This is a genomic window from Parabacteroides sp. Marseille-P3160, assembly GCF_900162725.1.
Classification (GTDB): domain Bacteria; phylum Bacteroidota; class Bacteroidia; order Bacteroidales; family Tannerellaceae; genus Marseille-P3160.
In genome coordinates this window covers 1,207,627-1,228,842 of sequence record NZ_LT799418.1, presented here as the reverse complement: position 1 = coordinate 1,228,842, position 21,216 = coordinate 1,207,627, and the positions used below count along the sequence as shown (strand labels likewise).

Genomic DNA, 21,216 nt, shown 5'->3' with positions numbered 1-21,216 from the left:
AATTTTTATACAATGAAGAAATTTTTACTCCTGCTGCTTATGACAAGTTATGCTGTTATGAGCTATTCACAATCAGGATTAATACGAAAAGAAACGGAGAACAACACAGGCCGGAATGTTTCAAGTGTTACGGTGGAACCTTACACCATCCAGCTGTGGAACGAGCGGCAAGGTTTGGTGCGTACGGTGGAAAGCACGGAATCGGTTCAACAACTTTCCGTGCAAGGTTTGTCGAAAGGAATGTATTATGTGCATGTCGTACGGAAAGGACACCCTACATTGAAACAAAAACTGATCGTTCAATAGCTGAATTTAGGGCCTTCACCCTTGTGGTGTGTGTCGCCTAAAAACAAGGTTGCATTGCAATAAAGAGAGAAAAATTGAAGATTAATGATTTGCAATGAGCCCTTTACAGCCTTCTTTGAATCTATCAGTTAGTAAAGCTTTGTCGGTTGAAAGAGGTAACCAAGAGACCGAAAATAGTATGGAAAGAGTGAATAATGCACTGTTATTTTATAATTTTACAGTATGTAAATGTGAACCGGTCTTTATGACAATCTCTTGCAGGAAACACATCCTCTGCAAAATCCCAATAGGTTTTACGACCGTTGCGCTTTCCTTTTTTGAATATTTTATGCAGCCTTTTGAAAGAAATAAGCATCTATCTATAAAAATGATACGATCCATTATTTAATTTTTAATACTTATGGAAACAACTACTCCACCAGACAATTAGGGAGATGCGAATTAGCATTCGCAAGAATAATCTATTTTGATTAAACAAATTTATTTACTTTAAAATATATTCACATGAAAACAAAAAAAATACTGTTACTGATACTGATCTCCTTCTTTACATTGACAGGAACAGGAGGGTGCGACGACGATAATGGAGAATACTCTGATTATGTCGAAGGCTATATTGTTGGTTCCTTTTTTTGTAATGAGACTGACGGCGAAACAGGACAGACAACAGGCAATGGAGCAGGAAGAGGCTATTGCATTTTGCTTGAGGGGAGTAAAAACTCAGAATCTCACTGGCCGATGGACTTTTATACTTTTAACTTGCCCGAAAACCTGTTTGATTTTCCTGAAGAAATAATATCTTCGGGTTCCCACGGGGATGATTGTGGTCCCGTTTTTTTCCCGGAGGATTCAAGGAATATATACAAAATCAGGTTCAAATATCAGGTTTTGAACAAAAGTGAAAAGAATAAATTTATATGTGGACCTTGTGGGGCAATGTTTCAGGCATTTCCCTGGGATGATTATAATGAAGTGTCATTAAAAGACGTGACTAACAATTAGTCTTAAAAGTTAAAATCATGAAAAGAGAATCTTCTTATTCACATGAAAATAAATTTTGACTAAACCTATATTTATTAAAAATACATATGAAAACAATTACTCCACCAGACAAGAACGAAACATACGATTAGTATTCGTATGGTAATTAATTTTGCCCTAATAGTATTTATTAAAAATAGAAACGTATGAAAACAAAAAATGCATTACTTCTTATCTTATCTTTTTTTATGCTTCTCGGAATTGGAGGATGCAAAGATAAAGAAGATTCAGCCGGACTAAAAGGAACCAAATGGAAATTGTCCGGGATCGTAGAGGTAAAATCAGCTACTTTAACAGAGCTTGAACCTAAGGATTGCGAAAAATGCTATACCATTGATTTTAATACAGAAACAAAAGGTACGGGACGGTCCATACTGAATACGATCGAAGTTGATCTTTCAAATGCACCGTTTTTCGGGGGTATGACAAAAGTTGGTGATAATGAAATCGGCAATGTTTCTTTATTTTACAATGCCATATCATTTATAGAATATTATACCCGTAAAGGAGATGAATTGAGTTTTTTCTATAATAATGGGCAGTATTACTTACTTTATAAATTATACAGCCATGAAGAAAATAATTTTTAATGACTCTATCCTTATTACAAAAACAATCACCGCTATGAAAATAACCTTTTCGATGCTAAAGATGATAAGCTTCTTTATTCTACTTTTAATTCTTACGGGGATAGGATGTGAGGAGAAAGAAACTGGATTAACTTCCGGCAAAGTAATCTTCTATACGAACGCTCAAGCAATGGTAAATTGTGGACCTTTCAATGTTACTGTTTATGTGGATAATAATGACGTGGGCTTTATTTCTAATCCATATGTAGCAGATAATCTTCCCGATGCCATAAATACAACTTCAACAATAGTACTGGAAAAAACAAAGGGTAAATATAGTTATACGGCGAAGATGGACTGCGGTCAGTCTGGAACTTGGACTGGTGAATTTGAAATTCGTAATAATAATGTTTATATCTTTCTGGATATAAAAGATTGCATTTTAAAATGATAAATTATTAATGCCATGAAATATATTATTGCAATAGTTTTATTGCTAGCGGTAACTAACAATACAATAGGACAAATAACAAAATCAAAAGCGATTTCTGACTAAATCGATATTTATTTATTAAAAAATTATCGGTATGAATCCACTATAAATTAATCAGTTAAATTTAAGATTAGATGAAGGTCTATTCGGTTTTCAACTTACTTGTATTGAAATGTCAATGTCAACTCAACCTGCTATTTCTTTATTAGATAAAACAGATAAACATCTTTTGCTACAGGAAGACATTACAAAGTATAAAAGCAAAGAACAATTCCCTGGTGCTTATTCTTTATGGAGTTTATCCCCTACTGCTCAATTGTGTTTGTTGGTTTTAGAACATAATGGCAATATTTCTAAAGATATTGCCCGCAGAAGCCTAAAAAATAAAGCAATATATCATGATAAATCTGTATTAGATAGCATTATTTACGAATCTGAAAACTTTTTGAAGCAATGAAATACTTACAATACATTTACGCAGTGGCCTTTATATTTTTTCCCCTTTCTTGTGAGCAGGAATCAGACAAGCCTTTAACATGCAATGATGGTAGATTGCTGTCTGATTTTACGATCCAATTGTCAAACTATTTTGACCAATTGATAGGGCCTGAAAATAATAGTAGTTTAGCCGTTTCATATGGCTACTGGGACGATATCACAAGACAGAACTCAGGGGAGAAAAAAATAACTTATTATGAATCCTTGAATGCAGGTTATCTGCCAAGTTATTCGTCCATATTCGACAAAGAAGAGGTGAGAGTTTATACAACAGAGTATGTTTTATCGTTGGATTCTGTGTTGAAAACAATGGATTCTTCTTTACGAGATCATTTATTGTCCATAGCAGTCGATAAGCACAGGAAGAAATTCGGAGTGAAAGATACAACTCCTTTTAATGCGCGAAGATCGGGGATATTATTGATCTTATCCGTCTTACAACATGAAAACGCACATGCCGTGCTTGATAAAATATGCGGTTATTGCAGCAAATATAATTTGAATGATCCTGTCGCATTATCGGCTAATGAAGGTTTCAACAAATTTCTTATGGATGAAGTATCCGATTATTTATCTGAACAAAAGTAAATAGTATGAACAAATTCATCTATACGATTTTAATCCAATCAATTAGCGTCAGTATATATATTCAAGCCTATACTCTATTCGGAACCTCAATTGATGGGCTTATTTTACCTAAAACAATTTCACATAGAAGCCTAAAAGTCACAATTACTTTACTTAAATTTGTGAGACTGAAATGTGAACCGGTCTTTATGACATTCTCATGGGAAAACACACCTCAGCAAAATCCCCGGCAGGTTTTACGACCGTTGCGCTTCCCTTTTTTGAATAGTTAATGCAGCCTTTTGAAAGAAATAAGCATTTATTTATAAAGATAATACCATCCAACATCTAAATTTCAATACATATGAAAACAATCTTTTAAAAAATCATTCCTATGGTCTTACTCTTTGTTTTAATAGGAGTGGGGTGCGAAAAGGAAGACGAACTTTCGCCTAACATGGCAAAGGGCAAGATCATTTTAATTACTACATTATGTTACGGAGAAGCGGTATTGATCGAAGTTGAAAATCCTAAAGAGATAGGACAATCCGGAACTTTCTCTTTTGTCGGAGAATCTGACAAAAAAATAACTTACCAGAATGCTATACGAGTACCCTATTTTTCTAAAATCGGTTTGCAAAACACAATCTCTCAGAAAGAACAAATTTACTAATTCTTTTTTGTTTTTCTAACCGGTCAGACACCTTTCACGCAATCTGTCTCATAAAAGAAACAAGGATTGATTGTTCAATCAATGGCAATACTTTTCGACTCAGAAAACTATAACGGATCAACGGTTGGTTCCTCTATTCTTCTTCAGATGTAAAGAACTTGACAAAAGACAACCTTAAAACTTCATTTGATGGAGATTTATGGATAATCACCCGCAGGCAGAAAACAAATAGCGATTCAAGCATGGGACATACTAATATTAAAACAACACAGGTTTAGCTAAGATTACGAAAGAAAAGATTTCACAGGATACGGAAGTCCTTTCCCATAAGTTGGAAAGTTTAGAAAAACAAATTACAGAAAAAATAGCATTGTGAAATAACATGTAAATTGGCGAGATTGGACAATATTCAATCCGGACGGAATACGTATCTTTGCTATCAAGATATTGAATATATGCGAAGTAGTACGGAGAACATATATCAGCAGAAGGTCAATCAGGTAATTGATTATATCAGTTCAAATTTGTACAAACCTCTGAAACTGGATACGTTGGCTAATCAAATCAACGTTTCACAACGGCAATTGCTTCGCATTATGCGTTTGTCCCTAAATGAATCACTATACTCTTATCTGGCAAGACAACGAGTAGAACGTGCGGTATTGTATATGCAAACAGAGGAAATGAACCTGACGAAACTTGCCGAAATGGTAGGATATGATAATCCGCAGTCCCTCTCTAAAGCCTTTAAGAAACAATTCGGTATACCTCCGAAAGCATATATGGATGAACTTCAAGGTCGGTTAGTAGGCTATGTGAAAAGTAGCGGGAGTCGACAAAACCATCTTCAATCGGAAATCTACGAAGAAGAAGATTTAGAATTGGTTTATATACGGATTATCGGAAAATATGGAGAGGATGAGCCTTACGAGACAGCATGGAACAAACTTATCCGTTTCCTTAAAGATAAGCAAGCACTATCGAAAGAAACCCGCTTTATTGGTATAAGTTTCGACGACCCGAACATAACCAAGTCCGAATATTGCCGTTTTTATGCATGTGCTTCTATAAAAAAGAAAATTGTTCCGACAGGAGAGTTCGGTACAATTCAACTGCGAAGAGGTAAATATGCCATTTATACTTTGAAAGGAAGCTATTCTGGGCTTCAAGAATTATACAATCATATTAGTGTGAACTTTGATTACAACATACGTCATGGGATGACATTTGAGGAGTATATCAGTTGTTCAGAAGAGAATAGCAAAGAACCTATTACTAAAGTTTATATACCTATAAAATAATGTGTCTATGGAAACAAAGTATTGCCAAAGTTGCGGAATGCCGCTGCAAAAACAAGAAGAACTGGGAACTAATCATGATGGAAGCAGAAATGAAGAATATTGCTGCTACTGTTTTAAGGACGGGGCGTTTACGATGGATTGTACAATGGAACAAATGATAGAACACTGTGCACAATTTGTAGATGAATTTAATAAAGATGCAGAGATAGCATATACTAAAGAAGAAGCCATTACAAATATGAGAATCTACTTTCCCACACTCAAGCGTTGGGCTGTTCAATAAAAAGATTATGCGATATATTGAAACAAAATCAATGATCAATGAAAATGATACAATCCAATGTGTGAATTTTAATGGATCTTATTTTTAAAACAGTAATATTTGATTCAGATAAAGATTGTCCGTAGCCATATACTGCGAACAATCTTTACCAATAATCAGCCGTTTACTCATTCTTGAATGGAATGGATAATTTCGATCACCTCGCTACGCGACATGGCACCGGGATTGATACCCGGCTTGCCTTCGGGTATGGGGAGATTCAAACGCCGGAAATAAGCCACCCACTCGGGGAGGAATTCGTCACTGCCCGGCGCTTTGAATGTCATCCGATTCAGGGGAAAGACCGGCTTCCCGCCGTTCGCCCGCTTCAGGATGACATAAATCAGCTCGGAACAATAGTAGGCATCGTTATCGAGATCATAGCCGTCGTCATATTTCTTACCGACCAGTTTTAATCCCTCTTCGAGGGCCCGGGGAATGCAAGGGCGGTATTCCGGCCTGAGACGGCCGACCACCGATACGGGATACCCCCCTTTGGCTTCCGGAGGATAAAGATAAGCCTGCAGAGGGGTTATGGACACGGCCGGATGAGTGGCCTCGATCACAAACGTGTCCTTCCGGTTGTCGATATAAACAATGCCGACGTGGGTAAACCGGTATTCTCCGATACTCGAGGTTACCCCTTTGATCGCCTTTCCGACTTCACCGCTCTGTGATTCCTGGAAAATCAAATCGCCGGACTGTAGTTCAAAACCGGTTGTATGCAGCCGGAGGAACAACAAAAGAATCATGCAAAAAATATCCATAGTCCTTATCTGAAGGTGTAACGAATACCTCCCGTCAACCAGAACCCGGCCTGGGGAATGCTGCCCCGGTCGAAATAGTCGGTATCATAAAAATTATTCAAATCCAGGTAGATATCCAATGCTTGAAGCTCATAGTTGAGTTTGAGATCCAAGGTCGAGAAAAAGGGATAATCCGCTCTCCGTCCGGTATCTTTATGGTTCTCATACACCTTATATTGCCCCATCCGCTTTTGGAAACGGAAATACCAGCCGGCCGAAAGACCGCCGAAAATCCGGTGATGGAGCTGGGCAGTAAACTTATCACGCAGGTAATTCAGTGAATAAAGCGACTTTTCATTATCCGTATCACAGGTCTGATTCATCCGGGCATAGTCGATCCCGAGCGATGCTTTTCTACCCAAAACAGGGATTAGTTCCCCCAGAACGAGCTTGGTTCCCAGTTCCACTCCTTGCGTGTTTACTTCCGTATGATTCCATGAAGCATATTTGGATTTCCCGTCGACTTCGACTTCCACCCAGTCGATGATATTGCGTCCCCACATCAGGAAGCCCGTTGCGTAGGCACTTAAGATTCCCCGGTTATATTTTAGTCCCAATTCCGCCGATTCGGACTTTTCCGATTTCAGGCCCTCATTCCCCTCATGGGTTTCGGTTGTATAGAAAAGATCGGTAAAGGTGGGCAGACGAGAGGATTTGCTCCAGGAACCGTAAAGATTCCATTCGTCCATGGGGCGGTAACTTACACTCACCGAAGGATAGAGCCGGGTCTTGTCATCCAATGTATTATGCGACAACAATGCTCCGGCAGACAAGGTAAGCCGGTTGATGGTCAGCGTATGTTCCAGTGCCAGGCTGGCGATTGTCCGGCCATCGTATTTGGCATACCTGCGATGCGGTTCCACCATTGGGTAGCCCAACTTACTACTCATAATATCTTCGCGCCGGAGCTCGCCGCCCAGGCTGGTATTTCCGAAGTTCGAGCGGTAAGACAAGATTAAGTTGGCGCCGTAGGTATCGCTCCGGTGGTAATTCCGTCCGTAAGTACTGTCCCGGATCAAATCGAACTGGTCATGATGCCGGCTCCAGTAAAGGATCGGAACAATTTTAAGAGTAGATCCGAATTCTCCCTTTATCGTCCCCATATAGGTAGCGGTCTGTTCATACTGATTGGGGAAATCAGCCGTATAGAAAGTGTTGGCGCCGTATTTCTTATCGTTATAACCTAATTGGAAGTCCAATTTGGATTCGTTTTTCAGGTTCAGCCGGGTTTGCCACAAAACATTATAGAGATCATAGTCACTGTTGGCAATATATCCGTCCGACGAGCCGCGCCCTACAGACAACGAATGGTCGGCGATACCGGTCCGGACAGCGCCGCGCAGCTCCATATCGCGGAGCTCATGCATCCCGAACTCCACATTGGCATAGGCCTTTGCGTCGGCTTTTTTCTTTGTGATGATATTGATTCCTCCCGAAAAAGCGCCGGTACCGTAAACCAAAGCGGCCGGACCGTGAAGCACTTCAATGCGTTCGATGTCGGAAAGATTGATGGGAAGGTCGAGACTGTAATGTCCCGTGTGAGGGTTGGTGATATTAATGCCATTGAGAAGGACTGCGGTTTGGTCGGCTGAACCTCCCCGGATGGAAATATCGGCCTGGACGCCATGGCCGCCGCGTTGTACCAGATCTACATTGGCGGCGTAATTCAGCAGGTCGGCAATACTTCGGACAGGTGCCTGCGCAATTTGTTCCTTTGTGATGACGGTGACTAATTTAGCCGTCTGCGCAATTGGCATCTCAATGCGCGAAGCCGTGACCATCACTTCATCAAGTTCCTGTTCCAAGGGATGGGCCGGCGATGGATCCTCCGCGACCGTCTGGGCCTTCGTCGAAGTGGTATGCACTACGGACAGTACACAACCGGCTACAACACCGTGATTGACGATCCGGTGCATACTGTTGAATGCACTGTAGGCTTTTCGGGCAAATCGTCGAAAACGATAAGCCTTCTGTTCGTTAAAAATCTTTTTATTCATATTTTTTATTATTAAAAACGGGGTAAAGGTAAGATGTTTGGCAGAAATGGGCGGCAAATTCCGATTGTTTCTTTATATTTACGCGTTAAAAAAGAGCGGAGCGGATGAGTCAGTATAAAGAGGAAGAAGTAGTCGAACAATTGCGTGACCTGGAGAAGCGGAGAAACGCATTTGCCTTGGTGGTAAAGGAATACGGTGAAAAATTATATTGGCAAATCCGGAAAATGGTTCTTTCCCACGAAGACGCAGATGACCTGTTGCAGGAGACTTTCATCAAGGCCTGGTCCAACATAGACACCTTCCGGGGAGAAGCCAAATTATCCACCTGGCTCTATAAAATTGCATTGAATGAGTGCATTACTTTTTTGAATAAACAAAAAGCGAATCAGAATATATCGATCGACGATACAGATGTTTACCTGTTGGAAAAACTGAAAAGTGATGTTTACTTTGATGGAGATGAGACAGAGTTGAAATTGCAGGAAGCCATCTTGAGATTACCGGAAAAACAACGGCTGATTTTCAACATGAAATACTTCAACGACATGAAATATGAGGAAATATCCGAGGTACTCGGAACCTCCGTCGGTGCGTTGAAAGCTTCATATCATCATGCCGTCAAAAAGGTAGAGTCATTTTTAACAAAAGATATTTAAACCTTTACGGTTAAAATTTGTCGAAAGAAGAAATAAGAGAGGAGTGCATACATGAAATTGGATTTTAATCAAATGAATCGGATAAAAAGCAATCAGGCCTATAAGGTTCCCGAAGGATATTTTGAAAATCTTCCGGGACAGATTATGAGCCGGCTTCCGGAAGAAAGCACGGGGAAAACGACCTCTTTATTCCAGCGGGTACGTCCCTGGCTATACGCAGCAGCTATTTCCATCGGATTGATGTTTGCCTATACCATTTTTACAGATAAGGATTCAGAGGATGGTGCAGGGTCGGAACATTCCCGGTTGATGGTACGATCGAACTCATACACATCTTCCAGCCATTCTCCGAAAATAGAGAGTGAAGAATATCTGGAATATATCGAGAATGTTTATACCAATGATATTTTATCCGACGAATTGAATAATATGGAATGATAAAAACATCCAAGGTAACTATAAATAAAACATAAAGATGAAAAGAATATATTGGATCCTATCCATAACCTCCTTGCTCTTACTATTTCCTAGTCTGGTTAGCCAATATACCGTGAGTGCCCAAAGGCCGTTTGACTTGGAAACATTTGTTGCAAAGAGAAATGATTTTATGATAAGAGAAATCGGCTTAACGAAAACAGAAGCGGATGCATTTATCCCGCTCTACAACGAATTAAAACAAAAAATGTTTGAAGTGGGTCGGGACTGTCGTAAAGTAGGAAAGGATTTACATAAAAAAAAGAACCCGACCGATGCCGATTATATGCAAGTCGCAGAATGCAATATGGAAGTAAAGCAAAAAGAAGTCTCATTGGAGCAAGCATATTTTACTCGATTCAAGAGCATTCTTTCCCCTGAGAAACTTTACAAATACCAACAGGCCGAGCATAAATTCGCACGGGAATTTATGGGAGGAGCCCAAAGGAATAATGCAAAGAAAAGCAATAGGTAAAAAACTTTTTTAGTGTTTTTGTTTAGATTTAGTTTTGGCGTTTAATTTTAGAGTGGGAGGACGACGGGATGTCAGTTCTCCCTACTTGTTTTTTGATATTTTCAGATACAAAAAAAGGAGGAAACCCTTTACGAGTCCCTCCTTTTTGATTAAGATCTATAAAATTACGGGCTTGGATTACATCATGCCACCCATGCCGCCGCCCATACCCGGATTTACCGGAGCAGCAGGCGTTTCTTCTTTCTTTTCTGCAATAACACATTCGGTTGTCAGGAACATCCCTGCAATGGATGCAGCATTTTCCAAGGCAACGCGTGTTACTTTCGCCGGATCAAGAACGCCGGACTTCGCCAGGTTTTCATACTGATCCGTACGTGCATTGTATCCAAAGTCGCCTTTTCCTTCTTTCACCTTCTGTACGATGACAGCACCTTCTTTTCCGGTGTTGTCGACAATCTGGCGAAGCGGCTCTTCGATCGCACGTTTGATAATTTCGATACCGGTCGTTTCATCTTCATTGTCTCCCTTAAGACCTTCTAATGCATCTATGGCTCGGATGTAAGCGACCCCACCGCCGGGAACCGTTCCTTCTTCAATAGCTGCACGGGTTGCGTTCAACGCATCTTCCACACGGTCTTTCTTTTCTTTCATTTCGACTTCCGAAGCAGCGCCGACATAAAGCACAGCTACGCCGCCGGCCAACTTAGCCAAACGCTCCTGCAATTTTTCCTTGTCATAGTCAGAAGTCGTATTTTCAATCTGAACCTTGATCTGATTAATACGAGCCTTGATCTGGTCTTTCTCTCCATGACCGTTAACGACCGTAGTATTATCTTTATTTACCGTAACCTTGTCAGCTGTTCCCAGCATATCCATTGTAGCGCTTTCCAACTTCAAACCTTTTTCTTCGGAAATAACCGTTCCGCCTGTCAGGATAGCAATATCTTCCAACATTGCCTTCCGACGGTCGCCGAAGCCGGGAGCTTTTACGGCACAAACTTTCAACGAACCGCGCAGACGGTTGACAACCAAGGTAGCCAACGCTTCGCTGTCGATATCTTCAGCGATAATCAAGAGGGCGCGTCCGCTTTGTGCAGCCGGTTCCAAAATAGGAAGAAGTTCTTTTAATACGGAAATCTTCTTATCATAGATCAGAATATAAGGATTCTCATATTGAGCTTCCATTTTTTCGGTATCCGTTACAAAATAAGGAGAGATATAACCGCGGTCGAATTGCATACCTTCCACGACTTCAACGGTCGTTTCCATGCCTTTCGCCTCTTCAACAGTGATGACGCCTTCTTTTTTCACCTTTTGCATTGCTTCGGCAATCAGTTTACCGATTTCTTCGTCGCCGTTAGCTGAGATTTTCGCTACATGCTCGATCTTTTCCAGATTATCACCTACAGCTTCCGCTTGAGCGGCAATACTTTCAATAACTTTGGCAACCGCCTTATCGATACCTCTTTTCAGATCCATCGGATTGGCGCCGGCAGTTACATTCTTTAACCCTACACCGATAATAGATTGAGCCAAAACCGTAGCGGTTGTCGTTCCGTCACCTGCGTTGTCATTAGTCTTAGAAGCTACTTCACGCACCAATTGCGCACCCATATTTTCATAAGGGCTCGACAATTCGATTTCTTTGGCGACCGTCACACCATCCTTGGTGATTTGCGGTGCGCCGAACTTCTTTTCAATGATTACGTTGCGACCTTTCGGGCCTAAGGTTACTTTCACTGCATTTGCCAGTTCATCTACCCCTTTTTTCAATAGGTCGCGGGCTTCCATATTGAATTTAATTTCTTTTGCCATAATACTTATCTCTTTTTGTTGTTTTAGTTGATGTTGTTTAGATAATTGCTAAAATGTCAGATTGACGCATAATCAAGTATTTCTCCCCGTCCAATTCAATCTCTGTTCCGGCATACTTACCATATAAAACGGTATCGCCTTTCTTCACTACCATTTCTTCATCTTTCGTTCCATTACCTACGGCAATTACTTCACCTTTAAGCGGCTTTTCTTTGGCCGAGTCCGGAATAATAATTCCACTCACTGTCTTTTCTTCTGCAGCGGCCGGTTGAATCAGCACTCTGTCTGCTAACGGTTTAATGTTCATTTTTTAATATTTTAAATTAATTAAACTAATTAAATATAGATACATACTTGTCTGATCGATCCAAGGAATCAACCATTGGTATTATAGCCAAATTCGTGCCAAATGGAAACGGATCGGCGAAACTGACATTTTTTCTAATCAAAGAGAATGTTTATCTGTACCTGCTGACAGAATGACTGCCTGGAAAAAGAGTCGCCACGCCTTCTTTTCCACCCCTCTTTATAGATATGAAAATCACGGGGCTGTCAGTCCCCAAAAGTAGCGACTTATACGGAAAAAATCGAGTATACTCGATTTTATCAGTGAGTACACTCGATTTTCAGGGCGGTGCAATGCTTTATTTCTTTGAATTAACAGAGAAATATATCAATAGAACGAACCAACTATGATTAAAGAATAGACCTCAGGAGAAACGTCCGATCAATTCATCGACTGCAACAGAGGTTTGTTCGCCCGTAGCCATCTCTTTCAGGTTGATCCGCCCTTCTGCAATTTCCGTTTCTCCTACGATAGCGACATAGGGTATCTTTTGGGCATCGGCATAACTCATCTGTTTTTTCATCTTGGCCGCATCGGGATAAAATTCCACCCGCAAACCGGCCGCACGCAAGTGGGCAAGGATCGGAAGCAGGTACTCCGCCTCCTTTTCACCAAAGTTGACAAATAATAACTGGGTAGACTGTAAAGAGTCCGCAGGGTAAAGATTTAATTGATTTAAGACATCGTATATACGGTCGGCGCCGAAGGAGATTCCAACGCCCGAAACTCCCGCCAATCCGAAGACACCGGTCAGGTTATCATATCGACCACCGCCGGTAATACTACCGATCTGTACATCCAAGGCCTTTACTTCAAAGATAGCGCCGGTATAGTAGCTCAGTCCGCGCGCCAGTGTCACGTCAAACTCCAAAGGAGTTACAAGTCTCAGGCGTTCAATATGATCAAGGATATATTCAATTTCTTCCACACCTTTTAATCCGGTAAGAGAAGAAGCCAGGACAGATTTCAGTGTCTCCGCCTTCCCGCGGTTCGAGCCGTTCAACAGGATAATCGGTTGCAAACGGGCAATCGACTCTTCCGACAGTCCCTTTGAACGAAGTTCTTCGTTTACATTCTCCAGCCCGATTTTATCCAGTTTATCGATTGCTACGGTAATATCTACGATCCGGTCAGCCTCCCCGATAATCTCGGCGATACCCGATAGAATTTTCCGGTTGTTCATCTTAATACAGACTCGTATGCCGAAACGACGGAAAACCTCATCCATGATCTGGATCAGTTCCACCTCATTCAACAGGGAATCCGAGCCGACAATATCACCATCGCATTGGTAAAATTCGCGATAACGCCCCTTTTGCGGACGGTCGGCGCGCCAAACCGGCTGAATCTGATAACGTTTGAAAGGAAAAGAGATTTCGTTCCGGTGCATGACCACATAACGTGCAAACGGAACGGTCAGGTCGTAACGCAAGCCTTTCTCGCAGGCCTTTGCCGCAAACCGGACCGGATTTTTTTCCAACAATTCTTCATCCGAAATGCCGGCAAAACAATCACCGGAATTCAAGACCTTGAATAAGAGCTTATCACCTTCTTCCCCATACTTTCCCATCAGCGTCGACAGATTCTCCATTGACGGCGTTTCGATTTGCTGAAAGCCGTACAAATGATATACCTCACGAATAGTATTGAAAATATAGTTGCGTTTCGCCATCTCTTCTGGCGAAAAATCCCGTGTTCCTTTGGGAATAGAAGGTTTTTGCATGATTACATTATTCTATTTACGATTGAGGAAGCAAAGGTAGGGATTTTTTATCACTCCCGACGCCCTCCCAGAAAGATCATCACATAATACAACAAGGTAGCCAACGAACCTAATGCAGCAACCACGTAAGTATAGGCTGCCGAACGCAAGGCGTCTTCGGCTTTATCTTGTGTGGCTATATTCGTCAGCCCTGCGTTGCTCAACCAGACCAACGCACGCTTGCTGGCATTGATTTCCACCGGTAAGGTGATGAAACTGAATAAGGTGGTCATGGCAAAAAGAATGATTCCGAAAAGTAACAACTGGGGGAAAGTATTCAGCATCAACATGCCCCCGAGCAAAATCCAGCTCAAAATACTAGACGAAAAGCTGACGATCGGAACCAAGGCCGAACGCATTTTCAAAGGAGCATACCCTCGGGCGTGCTGCACAGCATGCCCGCATTCATGGGCCGCTACAGCTGCCGCCGCTATACTATTGCTAGAATAAACCGGCTCGCTCAGGTTGACGGTCTTATTCATAGGATTGTAATGATCCGTCAGATGTCCGGGCGTAGAAGTCACGGTCACATCATAGATCCCATTGTCATGCAGCATCTTTTCCGCTACTTCTTTGCCCGTCAAACCGGCCGGAAGCGGAATCTCCGAATACTTTTCGAATTTATGTTTCAGGTTTGCGGAAACCAACCAACTAATGACGGCTATACTAATAAATAAAATCCAATAGGTCATCATATCTCTATCTATTTATTATACTTATATAAACTCAATTGCAAAAACCTTGCCAAATATACAAAAAAGAAAAAGGGGAAATCGCATGTGCGGTTCCCCTCTTTAGAGCTTTTTTGTTTTTATTAGTCTTCTTCTGTATATCTTATAATTGTTTGTTCCCGGTCAGGTCCGACGGAAACGATTTTGATCGGAACATTCAGTTCGTCTTCCAGGAAAGTCAGGTACGCATTGAATTCCTCAGGAAATTCATCTTCGCTCTTCATTTTCGTCATATCCGTTTGCCAGCCGGAAAGGTCTACATAAACAGGCTCCACATTCTCGTCGATCTCAAAGGGGAATTCCGTAACCTCTTTCCCATCGATTTGGTAAGCGACACAAGCCTTAATCGTCTCAAAAGAATCCAGAACATCGCTTTTCATCATGATCAGCTTGCTCACGCCATTGATCATAACAGCATACTTCAATGCTACCAGGTCGATCCATCCACAACGGCGCTTCCGCCCGGTAACGGAGCCGAACTCATGCCCCAGTTCGCAAAGCCGGTCACCCGTATCATCAAACAACTCCGTCGGAAACGGACCGCTGCCCACACGGGTGCAATAAGCTTTGAAAATTCCGTAGACTTCGCCGATGTTCCGGGGAGAAACGCCCAATCCGGTGCAACAACCGGCGCAAATCGTATTGGAGGAAGTGACAAAAGGATAGGAGCCGAAGTCCACATCCAGCATCGTTCCTTGCGCTCCTTCAGCCAGAACCGACTTGTCTTCGTCCAAGAACGTATTAATGACATGCTCGCTATCGATCAACCGGAAACGTTTCAAGTATTCCAGCGCCTCAAACCAACGAGCTTCCAAGTCGGTAATATCATACGTGTAATTCAGCGAACGAAGGATTGTTTCGTGGCGTTCTTTCGCCGCCTTGTATTTCTCATCAAAATGATGCAATAAGTCACCTACCCGCAAGCCGTTACGGCTTACCTTATCGGTATAGGCCGGCCCGATGCCCTTGCCGGTTGTGCCGATTTTACCGCTTCCTTTCGAGGCTTCATAAGCGGCATCCAGCAGACGGTGGGTAGGTAAAATCAAATGGGCTTTCTTCGAAATAAACAGGCGTTCCGTAATGTCGTGCCCGCTGGCCGCCAGGCTTTCCGCTTCTTCCTTGAAGAGCAGCGGATCCAAAACGACGCCGTTTCCTATCACGTTGACCTTACCTCCCTGAAATATACCGGAGGGTATCGAACGGAGAATGTACTTCTCTCCATTGAATTCAAGCGTATGCCCGGCATTCGGTCCTCCCTGGAATCGGGCGATTACATCATACTTGGGAGTCAGTACATCGACCACTTTGCCTTTGCCCTCGTCTCCCCATTGTAGCCCTAATAATACGTCTACTTTCATCATTAATCAAGTTAATGTAAATTATTTATTATTCTTTTTCTGCCGCAATTTAAACTTGCACTTACTACAAATTCCATAAATATAAAGCGAATAATATTCCGCCGAAAACTTCGGAAACCGCCTCCCGTTCATTAAAGTTGCAAGTTCCTTATTCTTAATCTCACACACCGCTCCGCAATGGGTACAAACCAGATGATGATGCGTTTCCGAAATACACTTCAATTCGTATTGGACAATCTGCGAGGAAAACTGATGGCGTACTACCAAACTCGCATTGACCAATAACTCGATTGTATTATAGATCGTAGCACGGCTGACATGAAAATTTGCTCCGTCCAACATCTTTTGCAGCATTTCCACATCGAAATGTCCTTTTATCGTACAGATACATTCCAAAATAGTATAGCGCTCGGTTGTCTTCCGAAGGTTCTGATCGGTAAGATATTCTGTAAGGCGTTGCTGCATACTCGCAATATCATTTCGATTTATATTCATTATAGCCAGACTCTCGAATCAACAAATTTAATAAAATATCTTTTAATAGGGAGTTATGATTGATAATATTCAAATTCAAATAATAAATCCGAATAGAATTCCCTTTTCCCTGCATCCCCGGATGCCTGAAAGTCCGAAAGTACATTCAATACAGCAGCTTGTTGTTCCCCTGATTGGCGTCCATAGCGTTTCAATGCCAAAAGCGCCGCTCGTTGCCGGCGGGAGATCCCTCCCAGCAAAGCCGTCCGCGCCGATTGAAGGAAATGCGCCGCCTCCTCCGGGAGTTTTTCCGGAGGAAAGACGCCCCCCTTCGTAAATAGGCGGGCGTACAGGGTATAACCGACGACAGCGGCATACTCTTCCTCCGCATCGATCCACCGGCCGGCCAACTCTAAAGCAAATGGCAATTCCTGCAACAAATTGATGCAATATTGCTCCGCAATCTCCTGGTGCCGGACGGCAGCTGTCCAGGCTTCCGCCCGTTCGGGAGTAAATTGCTCCGGCGGATAAAGTATCGTCGCCAATATCTTTAATTCACGGGTATCCGTCTGCCATAAGGCTTCTGCCAATCCGGCATCTTTTACATAAAGGGATGCTAATTCTTTGAGATGGGCCAACAAAACGCCGAAATTGACTTTATAGTCGACTCCCTGAGCGCGCATGGAAGCGGACACAGCTCCATTCATCGACAGGCGCAGCCGTCGCCGTATTTCTTTCAATTCGCTTTCGTACATCCTTAATTGTTGTAAGTCGGTAGAAAAGAGTAATCCCGGCTATACCGTAACATCTGTTCCACATACCCTTCGGTATAATCCAGACGGATATCGGTTACTTCACCTTGCCCGTTCTTCACTTCTTTCATAACCGGATTCAAGAAACCGCGGTAAGGCGCCAGGTTCAACTTGGCATACCGCTCCAACACTTCGGCATGTAATTCCGGATCGACTTTCACTCCGTAATTTTCCACCAATGCTTTCCCTGCATTATAATCTCCTTCGCTTTTGATCCGTTGTACCTCGGCCAGCAGTTCGCCGAAAAGCGTACGCAGTTTATCGTAGTCATTCACGACGACAAAAGTTTCGCCGTCCCGCTTCTTCAACTCAACGACCTTTTCCGGAAACCCTTTCTCATAAACCCACCGAGCGATAAGCTGCCGGTTCCGCATGTGGGCTTCTTCTACCTGGCGGCCTTTCTCGATGCGGACCAACTGGGTCATCAACCCGTTCATCATGTATTTGTAATATTCCGCCTTATACGCTTCGGGATCCTTCAGCAGTCCCAATTCGAGAAGCTTGGCATCGGCCAGATAATAGAGGGCAAACAGGTCGGCGCGCGCTTCTTCCAGAGTGGAGCTGTAGGCCTTCAAGCCGTCCGGATCGACTCCGGGGAGTATGATTCCGGAGCCATGCCCCAAACATTCATGCAGGTCGGTATGCAGATTATCCGTTTCAAAGCCGTATTTTCGGATCGATTCCCGTTCAGCGTCACTCCAGACAAACTCCTCGTTAAAGCCGTTTCCCTGTGAAGCCTTGTCGTAGGCCTCCGTAATATTTTCAATCGTCACCGACTTGGATCCGTGTTCGTGCCGGATCCAGTTGGCGTTCGGTAAGTTGATGCCGATCGGCGTCGCCGGATAGCAATCACCTCCCAGCATGGTTACGGTAATTACCTTGGCGCTCACCCCTTTGACCGCTTTCTTCTTAAAACGCGGATCCGTCGGCGAATGATCCTCGAACCATTGGGCGTTTTCACTGATCGTATTCGTGCGTTTGGTCGCCTCCTTGTTGATAAAATTCACGGTCGATTCCCAACTGGCCTTCATTCCCAACGGATCGCCGTAGGTTTCGATAAAGCCGTTGACAAAATCGACATCCGAAACCGTATCTTCCACCCATAAGATCGAATAGGCATCAAAAGTCTTCAAGTCACCGGAACGATAATAAGCAATCAACGTTTCGATGATTTTCTTCTGGGCGTCGTTTTCAGCAAATGCAGCCGCCTTCTCCAACTCGCCCACGATCTTCTCAATGGCTTGTGAATAAAGCCCGCCAACCTTCCAGACCTCTTCTATCAGCTTTCCGTCCTTCTTCACCAAGCGGCTGTTCAGTCCGTAGGAGATCGGGCGCGGATCGCCCGGCTTCTTCAACTTTGCATAGAAGTCTTCCACCTCTTTCAGCGTCACTCCCGCGCCATAATAATTATTTGCCGAAGCCTGAATCAAATCGCCGTCGCCACTTTGCACGACTCGCCTGGGCATGACTGTAGGATCGAACAAAACAGGCGTCAGCTCAGCCAGGAAAGCATCAACCGTTTGTCCTTCGCGCAAAGGCAGCTTGGAAGGATCCAACTGTTTCACACAATCGGCAAAAAAGGTTTGCGGGAATCCCGGGGAAAACTTGTCAACGGCATAATGGTGATGGATGCCGCTGGAGAACCAGACCCGCTTCAGATAGGTTTCCAGTCCTTTGAAGTCAGCTGATTCGCGATCGCCTTTATATCCGGTATAAATAGCTTCCAAGGTACGCCGGATCGCCAGATTATAACGTCCGTTCTGGTCGAACAAGATATCCCGTCCCATCAGGGCGGCTTCCGACAAATGATAGATCAGTTGTTTCTGCTGCAAAGTCAGCGATTCAAATCCGGGCACTTGATAACGCAAGACCTCGATATCGGCAAAACGATCCGCCACCTGTTCAAATGCAGTGTCTGTTGCGGGGTCTTCTTTCCCCGCTTTCTGCCCAGTGCAGGCAGCCAGCGCAATAATTGTCGTCATGGATACTATTATTTTTCTCATAATAAACTGTTGTATGAAAACAGATTGTACATACTATCCCCCTCCTTCTATAGGCTGAGGTAAGACAAAGTTAGGAATTATCCGGGTATCCCCAAACGAAAAGGAATGATTTATCAGCCGGCGAAAGGCTTCCGTCCGCCCACAACCTATTATTCCTCCTATTTATGGGCGCGGGAACCAACCTTTCTTTTTGCATTGGATCGTTATAAAAGGTGCGATGCAAAAGCCGGCCTTCCCGGAAACCCGGATCAAGGCGTTGATACACCGGCAGGCGAAAGACAGAAATGCATTCGTTCGTTCCTCATTATAAAATCCTTTTCTCATTCTCACTTCATATCCGTAAGGAGCCAATAAATCGCGGTAAGCCTCAAGAGACAAGATCCGCTCCTCCCAATTTCCCGTTTCAGGATCACAAGTATTATACGGTCCGGGAGGAAAATAGCTCCGCCTCCCTTCCACCACGGCGGGGATGTAAGCATAAATCAGTCCGCGTGTCCGATGCGCCCACTGCTCCGCCTCCGTTTCCGGCAACGACGGATAGTTAGACCGGATAAAATGAAGTCGTTGGGTGAAAAAGTTCGGTTGCTCTCCTTTCCCGGTCTCTACTGAACGCATTCTTGTTTCCAGCCTTTTCCGTACGTAAGGATTATAAGGGGTCGAACCTGTTGTAAATATCATATAAAGGTTCTCCAAGGCGGTCAATTCGCGAAAAAACAGAGATAAATCATAGACATGCTCTATCACATCCGTAGAAATCAAAAGTTGCGGCTTTATCTGGCGGGCACGGCACCATGACAACAGTTCGGCCGAGGTTCCCTCCAGAATCTCATCAGGGCCAAAGCCTAGTTTCCCCCTCAAGGCCGTCACCGTCGCCACCGACAGAGGGTTATGATCCACATAGACCACCCGCCCGAAGCCAATCGCTTTGGCAAACAGACTTAGGAATCCGCAACCGCCGCCATAATCGATCAGCGTCACCTCGCCGGGTTCCTTTCTGATAGCCTGCAATCCCTCCCTGAAGCAAAGTGCATAGATCCTCAGAAAATAGCGAAAAGCCGGACGCAACCGCCGGATGTATTGCTTGTTATAATCACTGACCGGAAGCGACTCGTAATCGATCGCTTCCAACTTGCCGGCAAAGCCGTCCACCCCATTCATCCACTTTTCCCGCTTCATCCGCTATCCGTTCTATTGTTATCCACACTCCCCCAAAGATATACATTTTACCTTTTGCAAAAAAGAAGGTTACCTGCCCAAAAGCAAGTAACCTTCTTTTTTATAAAAATCGATTTACTTATCGTCTATTACTGAGGTCCTAAGACCGTACCTTCTTCCGGCACCTTCAAAGGAGTAACATTCTTCTCCGCACCCGGATAACCGATGTTCTGGTTGATTATTCCTTTCGTGTTCGTATTGATCGCACTTGCCGGTATCGGCCAAAGAATGTGATGCACGCTAATCTTGTATTCCGCCCATTTATGTATTACTCCCTTGTTATAAAAATTACTACGGGCATTGACACGGTCATACCAGAAATTATACCCTTCTTGCTTTACATTCGAATTGGTTCCGCCTGGACCGGATAAATTATCCAGTTTATATACACGTCCGCCGAATATTTCACAGGGTTTCCCCGTTCGTGCATAAATATAGGATATACGGACCAATTCAAGATGCCGATTCTCCTCANATATCCAATATAAAAAGGTACGTCCCATGTCATCGATATAAATTTGA

23 protein-coding genes and 2 pseudogenes are annotated in these 21,216 nt (G+C 43.2%); 13 read left to right on the top strand and 12 right to left on the bottom strand.

Features of this window, described 5'->3' with window-relative positions:
* The first annotated feature begins 12 nt into the window (after nt 1-12).
* The 10 genes and pseudogenes from BQ8014_RS04915 (at nt 13) to BQ8014_RS04875 (ending at nt 5,731) form a co-directional block, all read left to right on the top strand.
* The gene (locus BQ8014_RS04915; protein WP_080903388.1) at nt 13-306 is read left to right on the top strand and encodes a hypothetical protein; all 294 of its coding nucleotides are present in this window, start codon (nt 13-15) and stop codon (nt 304-306) included.
* A 504-nt stretch (nt 307-810) separates the two neighbouring features.
* The gene (locus BQ8014_RS04910) at nt 811-1,308 is read left to right on the top strand and encodes a hypothetical protein (protein ID WP_080903387.1); all 498 of its coding nucleotides are present in this window, start codon (nt 811-813) and stop codon (nt 1,306-1,308) included.
* Nucleotides 1,309-1,493: 185 nt separating this feature from the next.
* On the top strand, nt 1,494-1,937 hold the full coding sequence (locus BQ8014_RS04905) for a hypothetical protein (RefSeq protein ID WP_080903386.1): 444 nt from the start codon (nt 1,494-1,496) through the stop codon (nt 1,935-1,937).
* The gene (locus BQ8014_RS04900) at nt 1,918-2,367 is read left to right on the top strand and encodes a hypothetical protein (protein WP_080903385.1); all 450 of its coding nucleotides are present in this window, start codon (nt 1,918-1,920) and stop codon (nt 2,365-2,367) included. Before BQ8014_RS04905 ends, BQ8014_RS04900 begins: the two co-directional genes overlap by 20 nt.
* A gap of 220 nt (nt 2,368-2,587) precedes the next feature.
* Nucleotides 2,588-2,866, top strand: coding sequence for a hypothetical protein (locus BQ8014_RS04895; protein ID WP_080903384.1), 279 nt, complete (start codon nt 2,588-2,590; stop codon nt 2,864-2,866).
* The gene (locus BQ8014_RS04890) at nt 2,863-3,495 is read left to right on the top strand and encodes a hypothetical protein (RefSeq protein ID WP_080903383.1); all 633 of its coding nucleotides are present in this window, start codon (nt 2,863-2,865) and stop codon (nt 3,493-3,495) included. The genes BQ8014_RS04895 and BQ8014_RS04890 overlap by 4 nt, the downstream gene beginning before the upstream one ends.
* Before the next feature lie 373 nt (nt 3,496-3,868).
* Entirely contained in the window at nt 3,869-4,147 is a 279-nt protein-coding gene (locus BQ8014_RS04885; protein WP_080903382.1) for a hypothetical protein, read from the top strand.
* Between the two features lie 143 nt (nt 4,148-4,290).
* Nucleotides 4,291-4,523: pseudogene (locus BQ8014_RS19635) on the top strand (site-specific integrase); the annotation flags it as partial.
* 79 nt (nt 4,524-4,602) lie between these two features.
* Nucleotides 4,603-5,448, top strand: a complete 846-nt coding sequence (locus BQ8014_RS04880) for an AraC family transcriptional regulator (RefSeq protein ID WP_080905824.1) — start codon at nt 4,603-4,605, stop codon at nt 5,446-5,448.
* 7 nt (nt 5,449-5,455) lie between these two features.
* Nucleotides 5,456-5,731, top strand: coding sequence for a zinc ribbon domain-containing protein (locus BQ8014_RS04875; protein WP_080903381.1), 276 nt, complete (start codon nt 5,456-5,458; stop codon nt 5,729-5,731).
* 167 nt (nt 5,732-5,898) lie between these two features.
* Here the strand turns inward: BQ8014_RS04875 and BQ8014_RS04870 are convergent, their stop codons facing one another.
* Complete coding sequence (locus BQ8014_RS04870; protein WP_080903380.1) at nt 5,899-6,537, bottom strand: YiiX/YebB-like N1pC/P60 family cysteine hydrolase; 639 nt, start codon at nt 6,535-6,537, stop codon at nt 5,899-5,901.
* 5 nt (nt 6,538-6,542) lie between these two features.
* A complete protein-coding gene (locus BQ8014_RS04865; protein WP_080905823.1) occupies nt 6,543-8,573 on the bottom strand; it encodes a TonB-dependent receptor plug domain-containing protein in 2,031 nt (676 codons plus the stop codon).
* 104 nt (nt 8,574-8,677) lie between these two features.
* Between BQ8014_RS04865 and BQ8014_RS04860 the strand changes: the two genes are divergently transcribed.
* From BQ8014_RS04860 to BQ8014_RS04850, 3 genes are all read left to right on the top strand, one after another.
* Nucleotides 8,678-9,229 (top strand): RNA polymerase sigma factor, encoded by a 552-nt coding sequence (locus BQ8014_RS04860; protein WP_080903379.1) that lies wholly within the window; start codon nt 8,678-8,680, stop codon nt 9,227-9,229.
* A gap of 72 nt (nt 9,230-9,301) precedes the next feature.
* Nucleotides 9,302-9,667, top strand: a complete 366-nt coding sequence (locus tag BQ8014_RS04855; RefSeq protein WP_139785075.1) for a hypothetical protein — start codon at nt 9,302-9,304, stop codon at nt 9,665-9,667.
* A 37-nt stretch (nt 9,668-9,704) separates the two neighbouring features.
* A complete protein-coding gene (locus BQ8014_RS04850; protein ID WP_080903377.1) occupies nt 9,705-10,178 on the top strand; it encodes a hypothetical protein in 474 nt (157 codons plus the stop codon).
* Between the two features lie 177 nt (nt 10,179-10,355).
* Here BQ8014_RS04850 and groL read toward each other — a convergent pair whose 3' ends face one another.
* The 10 genes and pseudogenes from groL to BQ8014_RS19095 all read right to left on the bottom strand — a co-directional run.
* Nucleotides 10,356-11,993 (bottom strand): chaperonin GroEL, encoded by a 1,638-nt coding sequence (groL, locus tag BQ8014_RS04845; protein WP_080903376.1) that lies wholly within the window; start codon nt 11,991-11,993, stop codon nt 10,356-10,358.
* 37 nt (nt 11,994-12,030) lie between these two features.
* Nucleotides 12,031-12,300: a co-chaperone GroES gene (locus BQ8014_RS04840; protein WP_080903375.1), complete on the bottom strand. Its 270-nt coding sequence runs from the start codon at nt 12,298-12,300 to the stop codon at nt 12,031-12,033.
* 403 nt (nt 12,301-12,703) lie between these two features.
* Entirely contained in the window at nt 12,704-14,062 is a 1,359-nt protein-coding gene (gene hisS, locus BQ8014_RS04835) for a histidine--tRNA ligase (protein ID WP_080903374.1), read from the bottom strand.
* Nucleotides 14,063-14,112: 50 nt separating this feature from the next.
* The gene (locus BQ8014_RS04830; protein ID WP_080903373.1) at nt 14,113-14,796 is read right to left on the bottom strand and encodes a zinc metallopeptidase; all 684 of its coding nucleotides are present in this window, start codon (nt 14,794-14,796) and stop codon (nt 14,113-14,115) included.
* A gap of 119 nt (nt 14,797-14,915) precedes the next feature.
* Nucleotides 14,916-16,190, bottom strand: a complete 1,275-nt coding sequence (locus BQ8014_RS04825; protein ID WP_080905822.1) for an adenylosuccinate synthase — start codon at nt 16,188-16,190, stop codon at nt 14,916-14,918.
* 21 nt (nt 16,191-16,211) lie between these two features.
* Nucleotides 16,212-16,685, bottom strand: a complete 474-nt coding sequence (locus BQ8014_RS04820; protein WP_080903372.1) for a Fur family transcriptional regulator — start codon at nt 16,683-16,685, stop codon at nt 16,212-16,214.
* Between the two features lie 53 nt (nt 16,686-16,738).
* A complete protein-coding gene (locus BQ8014_RS04815; RefSeq protein ID WP_080903371.1) occupies nt 16,739-17,419 on the bottom strand; it encodes a DNA alkylation repair protein in 681 nt (226 codons plus the stop codon).
* Between the two features lie 2 nt (nt 17,420-17,421).
* Complete coding sequence (locus tag BQ8014_RS04810) at nt 17,422-19,479, bottom strand: dipeptidyl-peptidase 3 family protein (RefSeq protein ID WP_080903370.1); 2,058 nt, start codon at nt 19,477-19,479, stop codon at nt 17,422-17,424.
* A gap of 162 nt (nt 19,480-19,641) precedes the next feature.
* Nucleotides 19,642-20,655: a methyltransferase domain-containing protein gene (locus BQ8014_RS04805; protein ID WP_080903369.1), complete on the bottom strand. Its 1,014-nt coding sequence runs from the start codon at nt 20,653-20,655 to the stop codon at nt 19,642-19,644.
* Between the two features lie 128 nt (nt 20,656-20,783).
* A pseudogene (locus tag BQ8014_RS19095) lies at nt 20,784-21,167 on the bottom strand (RagB/SusD family nutrient uptake outer membrane protein); the annotation flags it as partial.
* Nucleotides 21,168-21,216 lie beyond the last annotated feature (49 nt).